Annotated in this window: 9 protein-coding genes; 2 read left to right on the forward strand and 7 right to left on the reverse strand. The window is 41.9% G+C overall.

Going from position 1 to position 15,774, the window contains the following annotated elements:
- Positions 1-16 precede the first annotated feature (16 nt).
- From G400_RS0110415 to G400_RS0110445, 7 genes are all read right to left on the reverse strand, one after another.
- Entirely contained in the window at positions 17-880 is an 864-nt protein-coding gene (locus G400_RS0110415) for a nucleotidyl transferase AbiEii/AbiGii toxin family protein (protein WP_017260815.1), read from the reverse strand.
- Positions 877-1,467 (reverse strand): type IV toxin-antitoxin system AbiEi family antitoxin domain-containing protein, encoded by a 591-nt coding sequence (locus G400_RS0110420; RefSeq protein ID WP_017260816.1) that lies wholly within the window; start codon positions 1,465-1,467, stop codon positions 877-879. The genes G400_RS0110415 and G400_RS0110420 overlap by 4 nt, the downstream gene beginning before the upstream one ends.
- Positions 1,468-1,667: 200 nt before the next feature.
- A complete protein-coding gene (locus tag G400_RS0110425) occupies positions 1,668-3,587 on the reverse strand; it encodes an ABC transporter ATP-binding protein/permease (RefSeq protein WP_017260817.1) in 1,920 nt (639 codons plus the stop codon).
- 245 nt (positions 3,588-3,832) lie between these two features.
- On the reverse strand, positions 3,833-4,435 hold the full coding sequence (locus tag G400_RS0110430) for an Ig-like domain-containing protein (protein ID WP_017260818.1): 603 nt from the start codon (positions 4,433-4,435) through the stop codon (positions 3,833-3,835).
- 161 nt (positions 4,436-4,596) lie between these two features.
- Positions 4,597-6,099 carry an accessory Sec system glycosyltransferase Asp1 gene (gene asp1, locus G400_RS0110435; RefSeq protein WP_017260819.1) on the reverse strand — a complete coding sequence of 501 codons (1,503 nt, stop codon included), beginning with the start codon at positions 6,097-6,099 and terminating at the stop codon, positions 4,597-4,599.
- A gap of 13 nt (positions 6,100-6,112) precedes the next feature.
- Positions 6,113-7,321 carry a glycosyltransferase gene (locus G400_RS0110440; RefSeq protein ID WP_162141866.1) on the reverse strand — a complete coding sequence of 403 codons (1,209 nt, stop codon included), beginning with the start codon at positions 7,319-7,321 and terminating at the stop codon, positions 6,113-6,115.
- 454 nt (positions 7,322-7,775) lie between these two features.
- A complete protein-coding gene (locus G400_RS0110445; RefSeq protein WP_017260821.1) occupies positions 7,776-13,364 on the reverse strand; it encodes a KxYKxGKxW signal peptide domain-containing protein in 5,589 nt (1,862 codons plus the stop codon).
- Between the two features lie 379 nt (positions 13,365-13,743).
- Here G400_RS0110445 and G400_RS0110450 point away from each other — a divergent pair, with 379 nt between their 5' ends.
- Positions 13,744-14,652, forward strand: coding sequence for a transcriptional regulator (locus G400_RS0110450; RefSeq protein ID WP_017260822.1), 909 nt, complete (start codon positions 13,744-13,746; stop codon positions 14,650-14,652).
- A gap of 91 nt (positions 14,653-14,743) precedes the next feature.
- The gene (locus G400_RS0110455; RefSeq protein WP_017260823.1) at positions 14,744-15,703 is read left to right on the forward strand and encodes a DUF4097 family beta strand repeat-containing protein; all 960 of its coding nucleotides are present in this window, start codon (positions 14,744-14,746) and stop codon (positions 15,701-15,703) included.
- Positions 15,704-15,774 lie beyond the last annotated feature (71 nt).

A 15,774-nucleotide genomic window follows, 5' to 3' on the forward strand; every position in this document is an offset into this window, starting at 1 on the left:
AAACGAACAAATGACTTCAACTCACGTCTATTTTACTACGTTTCACCAAATCAATTGCCGCATAACAAGTTGCTTCATACTTAATTCCTTGTGCATATTCATTTTTGTCATGATACCTGTGCCACAATTTTTTAAGTGTGTCATTCACGCTTAACTCTTCAATGATTGAAACATAGCTGCCTACTAGTGTGCTTGTACCTCTCACTTTAGAAGTTGCTAATATGGCTAAATGTAATGTTTTGAAATCAATGTTTTGTATTTGTGTTTTATCAAATAGATACAAGTCATAGTAGTCCTTTAAACGTGTATTTAGATCTTTTCTTGCCACCATTGACTCCAACTTTTCGGCCAAAATCGTTTCAACATTATAAGCCATAACTAAAATATCCTGATTATTAAATATCGTATGATGATGCCATGAAACTTCTCTTGGCGTAATCGTGTCTCCAGTCGATACGTCAATCTTTGCTTCAACTTCGCTAGCATAAATATCTGCGTGCAAGTGAACACGAAAACCCGCATAGTCTGCTCCAACACGAATGTCATCAATTTTCACGATGCGAATAATGATGTCATCATCCGGCTTGCTTGCATTGAGAATTTCTGTAAAAACCTTTTGCACTTCTCCCCTACTAACCGGCAATCCCTTAACTGCAGTATCAATGTCCCTTGTAGAGCGGGTGTCAACGCCCAACATCGACGCAATTAAAAAATCACCTTTTAGAATAAGATTATGACGATACCTAGAATGTGCAATACGATCTGCCACTTCATCTAGAACAACTTCTTGCATAAGTAATTGCGGGTTAACATGCTTTTGTCTCGCAAGCATCCGAACTTTAGATTTGAACTGTTGTCCATTGGTGAAGCCAAGTTTCATAGAAGAACCTCCATGTACGCTCTAATTTTACCTTTCACCTTAAAGATATCCGCATATTCACTTAAACGGTGTAAATCTTTATTCTTCATTTGTGCGAAGTACACCATAGCTTGTTTAATTGTTTCGACGTCCGATGCATCACGTGTCCTCAATAGGTCACACAAAGTTCTTTCAACATTATAGGTACGAACCAGATGGTTCCCCGGACTCTTCACCAACTCCACACCAATTTTTTGCCATTCGGGTTTTTGACGATAAACTTTGACTGGATATCGACCAATTGCTGTAGGGTGATAGCTCTGTGGAAAATTCATTTCATAAATACCAGGTGTTCGGTCAATCATTCCATGCAAAAATAACGCAGAATCTTTGAAAAATACGCCTTTACTGAAACGATATTGCAAAATATACATATCATCTTCAAAAATTTCGGGATCAATATAAACGCCTCGATCGACACGTTCTAAACTACCAGTTCGTGTAAGTTCGACCAACAAGTGTGGATCAATCCCCGCTTGAAGAATTTGTTGTCGTGTAATTTGGCCATTGTTAGACCGTAACAACTTTTTTAAAGAATCCTTTTGCATATTTACCTCCCATGTTTAAACACTATATTACCATATAACTATGTTTAAACATGTAAATAAGTTTAATTTAACATCTGAATGTGTCGGAATCGGTTAAAATGCATTTTTTCGAAAACAAAAAAATCACTGTACGGACAGGCTTCTGTCCACACAGTGATTTTTGCAATGATTTAACTTTTAAACGGAGAATGTCATGCTCACTATTCCACCGCCAACGATTCAATTGGATCCAGTTTAGCAGCCTGGTGTGATGGTGCTAGCGCTGCTAATAAACTGATGATGATGCTTGCTAATAATCCGAAGATAATATAGCCAGGTGTCATCTGGATGATGCTGTAGTGAATCAAGCCATTGATGCCGTGGTTGATTAGTAATTGAACAATCCAAGCGAGTACAATACCTAAGATGGCGCTGAACAAACCGATGAAGAACGCCTCGGAAACAAACAGGTTGCGAACATCCCGGCGACGAACACCCAAGGCGCGCAGAACACCGATTTCCTTGGTTCGTTCGGACACACTGATGTACAGAACCACAATAATCATGATTGCTGAAACTAGCAGTGAAATGGCCGCAATCCCAGCTAATACATAGAATGCCAGCGAAATGTACGTGTTCAACGTATCAAGAATAGACCCGACACCAGTAATTGCGTACGCCGCCTTACCGTTTGTCTTTAAGGCTTTGATCTTGTTCTGAACAGTCTTGGTTGTTTGCACATCCTTGGTTGATACCGCAACAAAGTTTGCACGTAATTTAGCACCCTTGGCAGCGTACATCGATTTCAAAGTGTCAAACGACATTGCGTCAGTACCAGAGTTGATAATCCCTGAAACTTTGAGCTTTTGTGTCATCGCAACGGGCTGATTGTTGTCATCCATCGCGGTCACACTCAATGTCACTGTCTTACCTACTAGCGACTTGTAATCTTTGCTGATCTTCTTCGCATTCCGTTTGGTCAGTAAGATTTCCTTATCGCCGGGTTTGGAACCCGTCTTGATGTCACTTTCTTTTTCAGTCTTATTCCAAGTTTGGAATTGCTGAATTTGCTGCGTTTTGCCGTTGTAATCGACCTGGACACCGTTTGGAACATAGGTGCCAAGAACGGCTTCTTTTACACCTTTGACCTTCGCCAAACGGTCACGGTCAGACGGTTTCATCTCAACTGCGTCCGCCGTCTGCTTGTCGGTCTTTTGAGCGACTTGAATGGTCGTCGGATTAATTTGGTCCATGATTTGGTTATTCATGTACCCCTTAACCCCGTTACCAAGCGCAAGCATCAGGATAACACTGAAGATCCCAATAGAACCGCCAAACACAATAAGCAAGTTACGCTTCATGTTGTAACGCATGTGCTGCAAACTCATTTTCAACGTTGAACGGAAACTAAGGTGCTTTGTCTTCGTTGACAACTGTTTGCCTTCGATTGGGAAAGGATCCTTTAGCTCACGATCTTCATTGATCTTCCCGTCTTCCATGTGAACAATTCGCGTCCCATGGTTGGCCACATCCTGACTATGCGTGACACAGATAACTAACTTGCCACTTTCAGCAATGCCATCCATCAACTCGAGAATTTCTTTGGTGTTTTGTGAGTCCAACGCACCAGTCGGTTCATCGGCAATGATGACGTCTGGGTCTGAAGCTAAGGCACGCGCAATGGCAACCCGCTGCTTCTGCCCACCAGAAATCTGGTTAGGATACTTATGAATGTGATCTTCCAAACCAACCTGCTTCAACAGGCTCGTGGCACGTTCCACTTGTTCATGATGGGTCATGTTGGTCATTTCCAAACTGACCATAACGTTGTCCAGCAACGTTAAGTGGCTAATCAGATTGAAGCTCTGGAAAATGAACCCAATCGTTTGCCGACGGTAGGCGTCCATAGCTTGTTCCTTCGCGGAATGCATGGACTTGCCATTCAGTAGCACATCACCCTCATAGTTGTGATCAAGGCCACCGATAATGTTCATCAACGTGGATTTCCCACCACCAGATTCACCTAGGATGGAAACAAACTCGCCCCGTTCAAACTTAAGACTAATTCCCTTTAAAACAGGAAACGGTTCTTTATTCACGTAGTACGATTTGTGAATGTCCTTCAACTCTAGAAAGCTCATCAAATTGCCCTCGTTTTCAAAATTTTATGGTTAATTCAAATTGGTCTTAACAGTAGCAAATTCACCCCCGTTATACAAATGATAACGGGGGTGAACTGATAGTCGTAATGGATTCTTAATAAATTGTTTCCCTTGGAAAGAAATGTAATAACCCTTTGTTAATTGCGTATGGGAACCCATTTAAAATGGAACTCTCAAAACATTTAACTGTCATCTTTATTGATTTTGCCGACTATAACCAAAAGTTAATTATTGTTTTGGGTTGCCACCGCACTGTGCTGTTGATTAGCGTCCGATAAAGTTAAAGAGCTAAGATTCTCAGAATCTTCTGAGACGGCACTCCCGCTTTCTTCCGATTGCACGCTCGACACTGCGGTTACTGAATCTTGTTGGGGCTTTTGTACTGTAAAGCCCACACCGGCTACACCCGAGTTATTATACTCTTCCGACAACAAGGGATCGGAAATGTATGTCTGAATCTCAACTGTTCCAAATGATCTGACAGTTATAAGTCCGTTTGAATCCACCGTTGCAACGTTAGGATTAGTACTTCTAAAAGCCATTTTTACATAACTAGGCAAAGCAGGTGTAAATATAGAAGTCAGCTTAAAGTGATCACCAACCTGAATTTCGCCAGTTTGCATGGACGAAAGTTCAACCGTGAAACTACGATTTTGAGTAGTTGTTCTTGTATTATTTTGAAATGTATCAGAAGAACTGGACAAAGTAGAATCTGAAGCAACCGTATTCATGCTCGTCGTCGCTGCATCAGCAGAGTTAACACCCGTGATTCCAAACAAAATTCCCGTTACTAGTAACAAATCAACTAAAACTTTTTTAATATGCATTTTATCCTCCTCGTCTATAGTCGAATACTCAGATTACCGGAGTTTTGAATATCTAGCACATCCTCAACTATAGAATCACTATGAACAGTGAAAAATTCAAAGTAAGAGAAAACAATAACAATGTAAAAAACTAAGCTTTTGCATTTCCAATCGACATTTAGCTACCTGTTGACAATCTGTTCTTTCCACATCTGACTAACATTAGAATTCATGAACCTTGTAACATCTTTTCTTGCGTCATCAGACATATTTTGCAATAACGTCGGATTGCGAATAAGCTTGACTATCCGATCCGCTAATTCCTGATTGTGGCCATCCGAGACTAAAATACCGTTCTTCCCATCATTAATAATTTCAGCAGGTCCATAAGCTACATCAAAGGCACACAGTGGTAAACCACAGGCCGCTGCTTCCGTCATGGCCAGCGGCTCAACATCTTGCTCCGTTGTCGTAACAAACAACTTGCTGGAAAAATACTCACTGATCAGTTCTGTTGGCTTAAGGTATCCTTCAAATTTCACAACATCTTTTAACCCAGCTTTTTCAACAGCTTTTTTTGCATCGTCTTTTACATTTCCATAACCACAGATTTTAAGTACTAAGCCTGTTTCGTGGTTATGAATAATCTTGAAAACATCGACCAGTCTAGTAATTCCCTTACCATTTCCAAGCCGACCCGCAAAGATGATTTGATTCTTGCGGGCACCGTCAATTTTAGGCAACTGGTCTTCGATTGTAGCTGCAGGTAAAGCATACACAGCAACTTGTCCTTTAACTCGGCGTTCAATATCCAGCTTTTGCTGCTCTGTTGCCACAATGACGCCGGTCAATTTAGCTAAATTTTCTGTTTTAAAGGCCTGTGTATAGATTTCATCCAATGCCCCATCAACCAACGAATACTTACTATCCGTCTGAAGCATAGGCAAGTAAATAAATTTTCGTGTTTCATTACTAAGTGCAAGAGCCGGAGCATATGTTGATAATGGTCGATCAGCAATAAACGTATTAGGTTCTCTACTTGATTGATCTAATTGCTGCAAAAAGTAAGTAAACAGTTCATCAATATTTTCGAAATAGCGCTTATACCCGTCTCGCGAAGTTAACTGAATGAAGGTTATGTTTTCTGGACTTGAGTCAACATTTGAATAGCCAAACTCTAGCACTGGTGATCCCTGTGTATTGAAATATTCCTCGTGAATGAGATGCTTGTTAATATCATAATATTTTGTACAACTTTTAAAACCACGCCAGTCCCAAACCTCAGCCTTAGTTAAATTTTGGTATCTATCAAAATACTCAACAGTATCCAGTTGACCATATGTCCCAGCCATAAAGATAATTCTGTTAACTAGCCGATCACCTTTATATGACTTACTAACAGTGCTATCTGGGCTAACTTCATATTCAGGATTTATCTTAGCATCCGCAATAAGTGCCTTTTTGGGAGTTAAATTTACCGCATCTTGGAAAAAGTCAAACATGTTAATAATGCTTTCGTCATTTATTGGTAAATCGGCAATAAATCTATGAAGTTGCGGATTAAACATTCTGGTAACCAGCTTTGCTGGCACGTTCATTTGTTTAAACAAAGATAAGCGTTTAAACTCGGCAAATTCAATTCCTGAATTAAGTGGATAAATATATTCATTCACAAAATAATACATAATTTTCCCTCACTTAGTTATTGAAATAATTATGAGCCGCAACATCCAACTTTTCCCATGCATGCCAGACGTTTTCCGACGAATATTTGTTTCGATCTTCATATGCGCCACTGCTCAACTTTTGCCGCAAATCATCATCGCTCATTACTTTAATAATTTTTTTGGCAATTTCGTCTATATCGCCGCCCTTGACAAGATAGCCATCTTTTCCGTCATTAATAACATCTCGTGGCCCATAATTAATATCGTATGAAATTAGTGGCACCCCGTAGGATTGCGCTTCTATTAAGGATAGAGGTAATCCCTCCACCGTACTCGTTAAAATTGACAGCTGGGCATTCTCATAAACATCACGAATGTCAGTTACATACCCTTTAAAATGAATTGCATCTGTCAAATGTTTTTCTTTAACCAGTTCTTTGACTTCATCTCCGGTTTTACCATTTGCATATCCATAGATATTTAATTGAACGTTCGGACAAACCTTTAACACCTTTTCCATTGCCTGAACCGCATGATTTATTCTTTTTTCAGGAGACAACCGAGCAATCATAACAATTTCATTGGGATGACGTTCACTAATTGGTATTTGCGGAGACTTCAAAACTTCATCTTCGATGACACCCACTGGTATTAAAAATGTTTCAGGCTTCTTGCCAAAACGTCGGACCACATTGGTCACCTGTGTCTGAGTCGGAGCGGTCACGCCCTGCCACTTAGAAAAGTGACGTAGTGTATATTCATAATTGAAATTTAAGCTTGAATGTAAAGGTTCATCCGCATCATTTGTATGATTATTATGCAATTGCATAAGTTTAAAAGATTTTTCCGTCGTGTCTAACAAGGCTTTGCCAAGTTGCAGACTAGCATCATTAACAAAAATATCATTTTCACCATTTTGTCGATCATGTTTGATTAATTCATCAAAGAAAAATGTTGCCATTTCCTTGAAGCCATCAAATTCATAGTCATAACCATGATAATTAAGGATCCTGTACAAACTATTGGTAGATTTATCATATTTTTTGCCAAAATGATACGTTTCATAAAAAACAACACCTTGTTGATTTACGCCACGCTCAACATCAATTTTTTCGTCTTTGTTATAGTACTGTTCAAGAATCTTAAATCCTCTGGGATCCCACCAGTCAGTTTCTCGTGTCGCACCATTTTTGTCGTAATAAGTTACCTTTTTAACTTGGGACGTATCATCTGAAAACATTTCAACCTTTAGAATCAGTCGATTACCATTTTTAACGTTGACCACTAAATCAACTTTTTCAATCGCGTACTCTTTGGAAATATTAAGATCATCAAATGTAAATGACCTCTTTTTTAGACCAACCATTCCGCCAAAGAAATCGAACATATTGATGTTTTCATTTGGTGAAATTCCTTTTTCTTCCAAAGCTTTCGGGCGACGTAAGTCAAAATCAGTAGTTATCAACTTCACGGGAACACGGTTTTGTTTAAAAAGGAAAAACCGCTTGAGCTGTGCATGACCGATTCCTGACATGGTTGAGGTAAACGCGTTATTTATGAAATAATACATAATTTTCCCATCCTTTAAAATTAATTTGCTGCTATGTATAAAGAACAGACCATAAGTCTGTTCTTTTTATATACCTCGATTACCTAACTTGAAAGTCTACTAATCAAACCACACTCCAAGCTATTTAATCTAAGTCATCATCTTGCTTCTTTCCTCTCTTTAAAATAAGGAAGAGGAACAATCCCGCGATAGCTGCAACTGCAATTCCAGTTTCAACCATTAAAGTATCGTTATTACTATTAGCCTTCTTCGCTGACTCTGAAACCTTTGTTGAATGCTTCGACTTTTCGGTCGGAACATTCTTTTTATTAGAAGGCTTAGCCGATTTTGCAGTTTTAACACTCTTTTGCTTAGTCGTCTTGTCGTCAGTAACTTTTGCATTTGTCTCAGTAGCATCAACAGTTGATGTAGCGTTCAATTCATCACTCGCTTGTCCAGTGGTTCCACCGGTTAAGTCATTGATACTCATCTTCGTTGCACTTTGACTAGATGCACCTGTTATCGATTGATAATTGTTTGCAACAAGAACATATGCGGAATGTGCTGAGTTAATGACAGGCATACTTAATCCCGAGTTAGATGCAGCGGCATAAGTGGCCAAGAACTGAGCAGGCATATTATTCATTGTCGTAACTCTCAATTCACTAGCCGCGGCACTGGCATCAGAAGCTGCTGCACTAGCCTTCTTTGAAGCATCGCTGGCCGCACTCGCATCCGACTTAACCGCACTGGTACTTGGCGTCTCTTGGCCCGCCGCACTCGCGTCACTCGCTGCTGCACTGGCATCACTTGAGGCATCACTTGAGGAAGCTGATGCATCACTCGCTGCCTTGCCGGCATCGCTGGCTTCCGCCTTGGCGGCGTCGCTCTTGGCCGCACTCGCGTCACTGGCCGCGTCACTGGCTTTCGTCTTAGCGGCACTGGCATCAGAAGCTGCGTCACTAGCCGCATCACTGGCCGCTTTCGCATCACTGCTTGGATCAAGACCGGCTTGCGCATCACTCGCCGCGTCGCTGGCCTTCGCCTTGGCGTCACTAGCTTCATCACTAGCCTTCGTAGCCGCATCACTCGCTGCTTTCGCGTCACTAGTTGCTGCGGAGACATCGGACTTAACCGCACTGTCACTTGGCGCGTCACTACCGGCTTTGCCGGCGTCACTGGCTGCCTTACCCGCGTCACTAGCGGCCTTACCGGCGTCACTAGTTGCTGCACTAGCCGTCGTACCTGCGTCACTGGATGTCTTCGCGGCGTCACTCGCTGCCGCACTCGCATCACTGGCCGCATCGCTGGCTTTCGCCTTAGCGTCACTAGCCGCTACCTTCGCATCACTCGCTGCCTTACCGGCTGCGCTGGCATCACTTACGGCCGCACTCGCATCGCTGCTTGGATCTAGGCCCGCACTCGCATCGCTGGCCGCCGCACTCGCATCAGAAGCTGCCGCACTAGCCGCGGCACTGGCATCAGAAGCTGCTGCACTAGCCTTCTTTGAAGCATCGCTGGCCGCACTCGCATCCGACTTAACCGCACTGGTACTTGGCGTCTCTTGGCCCGCCGCACTCGCGTCACTCGCTGCTGCACTGGCATCACTTGAGGCATCACTTGAGGAAGCTGATGCATCACTCGCTGCCTTGCCGGCATCGCTGGCTTCCGCCTGGAAGACATTAGAATAATCAATTGTAATCGCCTGACTAGCTTCGCCATCAACTGTATAGGTAAAACTCTTACCATCAGTGGTCTTAACAATCGTTCCAGAACCAGACGTTAATTTAACGTCTGGCAGCACATTGTCAACAGCCGTTGGTGTAATAACTACAACATCACCATGTTTCAATGATAACGATCCCGGAAAATTAGACGACTGACTGGTTTCATCATTAACCGTATAGGTAAAAGAACTAACATTCTTAGGCTTATTCGAAACTGCAACACTAACTGTTTCTGAAGCGCCAACAACGACTAATGCTAATGCATTCAACCCATCGCTCAACTGTAAATGCTGTACAGAATCCTTACTTGATACCTCATATCCTGCAGATAATACATCACTTCCAAGCCAAACACTGACGTTTTGGCCATACGAAATCCCAGAAATTGACCCAGTCAGCTGACCATCCTTGTCGCCATTAGTCAAAGCAATAGACTTTGTATCAGAAGTTCCATCAACCTGGTAATAAGCAGTGCTAACTTTCAAGCCTGCCGGAACTGTCACCGTTAACGTAACAGTTTCATCATTCAAACCATAAACAAGTTTAACTGTCTGATCCGCAGTTCCAAACGAGCCGGAAAGTGTCTGCCCAGTTTTTAATGTATATCCCGTTAATTTCGAAACTATTGTGTTTGTGACATCATAGTTTGTTCCTGTTAGGCCAGTGGCAGTCCACGATGTTGGTTCATTCGACGTACCAACAATATTCTGCCCGTTAGCGTCAACGGCCTGAAAAGTATAGACAACATTTTTTGCCGGAACCAGTGAGTAAACAACATTAACCGTGTCCGCACTATTTTGAAAAGTTCCCTGTAACTGACTCTTATCAACAACAATATATGAATCTGAACCTTTACTAATCGTGACATGTGATGACTCATCAAAAGCTCCGCCAATAACACCGCTGTCAGTCCAAGAATCACCAATAGCATTACCAGCCTCATCCACTGGAGTAAAAGTCTTCTGAGAAGTCTGAATTAGTTTAACCGTATATAAATAACTAGTGCTGTATTTGGAGACCAAAAGTGCATCATTTTGCTTAATTGCCGTAGAGTTTGTCGCATATGACCAACCAGATGGTGTATTAGGAAGTAAGTCTTTACCTAAAAGATAAGTCGTATTAACTGGTTGTCCTTGTGCATCGTCATCAACAGCCGCCAATTGAACTGGCACTTTTGTATTCAGAGCCGCAATGTCAGCATTCGTTACAGGATTATCGTTCGCATCTACACCAACAAACTTAACGGTAACAACTGAAAACTTAGTTTTGTCTAAGCCAGACAAGTACACATCGTAGTACAACTGTTTAGTTGCGCCACTAAAACTAGCGTAGTTTGAAGCAGCTGTATAACCTGACGCACTCGAATCGGCAATCTGATCTTGGTCAGATGAATTGGTCATCACCTGGCTAGCAAATAAGCTTTGCCCATCAGTACTTTCCATCCAATTATCAAAAGCAGTTTGTGTCATCAAAACGCCGCTGCCAGCGTTCGTATCACTATCTGTAACAGCCTTAGTCTGTAAAGCAATAAGCTGAGCCATCTGATACTTGGCGACACTATCAGCAAGACTAGTAGCAGTCTCAGCAGTATTGGCAAATGAAGGGGCCGTACTCAAGCTATTCTTTAGATCCTCAAAGGCACTGGCGTTTGTCCCTGTATCACCGTCTTTAATTATTTGCAAATATTTGTTACGTGCTGTGGCATATGCTCCGGCGACAGAGTAAACAATCGAATGGCGCAAAGAAGTATAAATTTGATCAAACAAACCGTACTGTGTTGGTACGCCATACTTTTGCAAATTTTCAAGACTAACTGACAATCCATTGTTTTCATAACCAGTAGTGTCAACTCCGCTACCGGGATCAAAAATAATAGGCTTTCCAGTAGCTTTATCCACGCCGGCAACATATAAAACAGCACCCTTAGACGAAATTAAATGGGTATAACCATAAATGACACGAAAGTCACTGGACATTGGGTTTCCACCATCATACTGGTCCCCAAAATGAAGCTCTGGCAACTGTTGAACTAATTCTGAAATTGTTAGTGGCATCCCTAATTCCCCTGACACAACATCAAGGTTATTAGCGATTGCGTTATAAACACTCTTTGCATCTGTGTCTTGAGTTGGTGACAGTCCTAACGTGTTCATTGAAATACTGGACAAAAATGCCTTGGCAATCGTATTAAAAGTAGCTTCATCCGCAATCAGTGAAATGTAAGGCACAAACACGGCAGTTATAACAGGTTCAACCTCTGTCAAATCAATGATTCTGTCAAAGCCAGTCGCCGTTTCTGTTTTTAAAAATGTGTAAGAATCATCAGATGCTTTGTAACCAACATACTTGTAAACTTCATCGCCTGCGTTCAAATATGGTCCAACTGGGATTTGACTACCATCAGCGTCTTTTGTCGGGGTTAGCACAGTATTTGAAGACGAGTTAGCAAAGCCCATTAAAAGTGTGGCTACCGCTGTCAAATTGCTCTTTACACTGCCACTTTGTGCAGAATTGGCCGTCGTAAAGAAAGCGTTCGCAAGGTCATCATAGTAGGTAGAGGAGGTTGTAGAGTTCGCAACTGGCAGATCATGCAAAATAGCTTTAGTATAGGCCATCGCTTCATTATAAACTTCAGCCATATAGAACCGATAACCAGCGGTAAACGACTGAACCTGCGCAGTTGTCATAGTGGAAAAGTCAATTTTCTTAAAATATTCCCCAGTGGCTAGTTGTACGAGATAACCTGTAACATCTGACGTACCAGCTGACGCATTGGTCAGCCAAAGTCCTAGACCATAAAACTGACTCGGGCCAATCAAGTTGGTGTCGCTTTTGGCGGTATTGAATCCGTTTTGGTAATCGCTATCATTTGCAGTCACATAGCTGGCACCCGCAACCTCATCGGGATTAATTGTCAATCCATTTAGGTTCTCAGAAGCGTCATTCCGAACAATATCCACTTCTTGTTGTAACGCGGCCGCCGTAATGATTGCTTTAGCTGCTGAAAGTTGATCACTTTGCAAACCACTAATAATTATCTTTCCATTTTGTGCACTAACAACCGCGTTAATTGGTAATTGGCTAATTAATTTATTCACATTATCGGAACTGTTTGTTGTCGCGCTTTGTGTCGATTCAGTCGCCGGCTTAGCAGAATCGCTCATTACGCCAGTTGTTGAAACGGACGTTGAATTTGATGCTCCCACTGCAGATTGAGACTGCACGCCTTCCTGTGAAACTGAAGCGCTGGTATTGTCCAGTGATGTGGCCACACTACTAGTTTGACTGTTATCAGATTGTTTTCCTGACGAAGTGTCAGAATTAAGAGTTGAATCATTGCTTTGGGTTGTTTTTGCTTCGCTATGGTCTGATGCATTCACAGTGGATGACGACTGGTCCATCGCACTTTCCTTAACAGACGATGAGTTCGTAGATGTAGTTACCGAACTTTCTGTGCTGGTTGAATTTGACTTAGAGTCTGCGTTTTGACTTGTCCCAGTTGCATCCGCGTTGCTCACCTGTGTAGTTGAGGAAGGTGCACTAGATGCATCTGCTGCACCTGCCATTTTCGTTGAATCTGACTCCGAACTCACGCTTTGGGTTGTTTTAGATGTATCAGCATTACTTTGTTGTTGTTGTGCCGTCGAGACACTAACAGAAGAATTATCCACGGATGTTTGCGTACTGCTTGACGTTGAAGTACTTTGATCATTTGACGACGAAACAGATGAGACACCAACGTTGTTCGCAACACTCGCTTTTAATACGACTGACTGGGAATTGACAGTGGCAGAATCACTGCTAATATTTGATTCATCAGTTGAACTTGAGTTTACATTTTCGTCAGTGCTGGCCTGAGCGCTTAGACCAGTCATACCCAGTCCAGCGCCCAGCGTTAACAGAGTTAGGCCGGCAAAAAGCCATTGTTTCCCTGCTTTATACATTTTGTAATGAAGCTTTTCTTGTGTTTCAGCAGCAAGAAGATTTTTCTTATTTCGATGTATCATTTCAATATACCCCCTGGTTTGTTGATCCATTCAACTTTTTCGCCACCGAAAAAACATTTACACGACAACCGTTAATATGTGACAATGATTTTGCAATTATCCATGTGTAGGTGTTCATAATAAAAAACATGTGGTGATTCGTAATATGTTATAAAAACCGTTATTTTCTAATATGTCCAATTGTTATTTAACCTTATTTGTTGGCTTTGCTCACACGTTTCGACGTAATTAATGCGTATGGGGGACGAAGCCGTTTAGACATAATTAGTTTTAGTGAAATCTTAGTTTAGATATGATTTTTATTTAGTTGCTAAAACTTTCGATGATTTACTATGCCGTCTTTTGGCAAAATCCTTAGCATAGAAAGTTGGTTTAAACATTGAAAAATAAACTCGGGCCATCACTTGAGGCCTTACGTCAATTGAATAATGTTAGTATTCACCAACTTATTACTGGGATTATGTCATCGAGTACTTATTACCGTTTCACTCATGATGGGACAGACATCTCAGCAGTTAAGTTTATTCAACTGTTAGATCGACTAGACAGTTCTCTGACGGACTTTATCAATTTGCATAGTCCTGAAGACATCACAAACCAACAGTTTTTCACTACCTATTTGCACTCAGTATCAACCGGTAAAATAAACGAACGTTCATTACAGACACTGCTGCTATTGCTGCAAAAGGTTAATAATGACCGGCCAACGCCAAGGTATCTGCATTACATTTGGCTGACCCAATCCTGTTTAGATCATGCACGCAAGCAACCTTACCATTTTCAACAAGACCTCAATCGGTATTTCACAAGCATTACAACATGGACATCCTCCAGTTTGATTATGTTGGGACTGTCAGCACCGTTTATTCCCTTTCTGTCGTTAAGTTCTATGTTCAGCACAGTTTGTGAAGCCTTTGACGCACATCTAGATCGTTTCGATGTTCAAAAGGCATATAGCTACTTCCTTGTCAATTTTGCTTTGCTGACTATTTTGAACCAGTCACAATTTGCCTTTATTCGCGTTAGCAAGCTATTTCTCAAACATAAATTTCTTGATAGCACATTAACAATGTCCGTTTATGTTCGGTTGATTAACTTATTAAATGTGTGGCTTAACCATCCAGAGACATTTTCTGCCAGTCAATTAAGGCCACTAGCTAACGTCCTACGTGACTTCAATGAACCCGTTTATGCTGATCAGCTGAATGAGTTCAGCCAATTATTCGAACATAATTTCCTAACTGACCATCCTAGCGTTTTAAGGCACCCACTTTACCAAGTGTTTTGAAATCGCTTGTGCAACATTTCAATCAACTTCCTTAAACTTTCATTATGACAATTAAAAAGTACACAATCCCTATTCACAGGGCGCGTATGCCATGCTACGATACTGTCAAAATATGCTGACGGTGGTGATGGTTTTAATGAGTCGACTGGGGAATTTCTTTATTCATCGAGCAAGTCATGAGAATGGCAAGGTGACGTTTGAAATCGGGGTGGATACGCACGCACCGATGTTAGTGAATGCCTTTACAGAATCGCTGGACGACGTGGCACACCTGACGATTAATTATTCGGCGGCTAACATCGTGCTACAGTCCACGGATCGTTCCGAACTGACGGTACGTGAATATATGTTGGTAGACGAATCCTCGTATTATGCGCATGTCAAACACGAAGACGACACACTGGCCATCACAGCTGGTGAACGGCCAGCACGTGACAACCTCAACATTCGCATCGAACTGGAGATTCCGACCACCTATCATGGCCGTCTGGAAATCAGTTCAGTCAGTGGTCCAATTGAAATTGATAACTTGCATAAGTTGCGTAGTTTAGCGATTACATCAACTAGCGGCGCAATCTCGTTAGATGATGTAGAAACGAGCAGTCTAAGTATTGATTCCATCACTGGCACAATTAAAGGCCGCAGTCTCACTGCTGATGACTACACGATTAATGCCATGAGCGGCAACGTCCACTTGATGAACACCCGCGGTAATTACTCTGTTCGTTGCTCAGCCGGTTCTCTTCGACTGGATGACGCTCATGGTCACGGTCGCTTTGAGGTAACTAGCGGTACGGCCAAACTGTGTTTTGCAGAAGTGGATGGCAACCTATCCGCCGAGTCGTCTGCCGGTTCCGTCCGTTTGCAAGTGCCACGCGAATTGGATTATGGCTTTAACTTGGAAACATCGATTGGGAGTTTAAAAACACCCGACAACGCACATTATTCAAACAACGAGCGCAACTACCAAACCGGTGCCATCGGTAATCCATCGGACTTGATGATCAGCATGATGACAGTTGTTGGTTCATTAGCACTCGAAACACGATAACAGCACACAAAACAGGCTTCAGTCCACGACATTTCGCCATGGTACTGAAGCCTGTTTCGTTTGTTTCATGC

This window comes from Furfurilactobacillus rossiae DSM 15814 (genome assembly GCF_000428925.1).
Classification (GTDB): domain Bacteria; phylum Bacillota; class Bacilli; order Lactobacillales; family Lactobacillaceae; genus Furfurilactobacillus; species Furfurilactobacillus rossiae.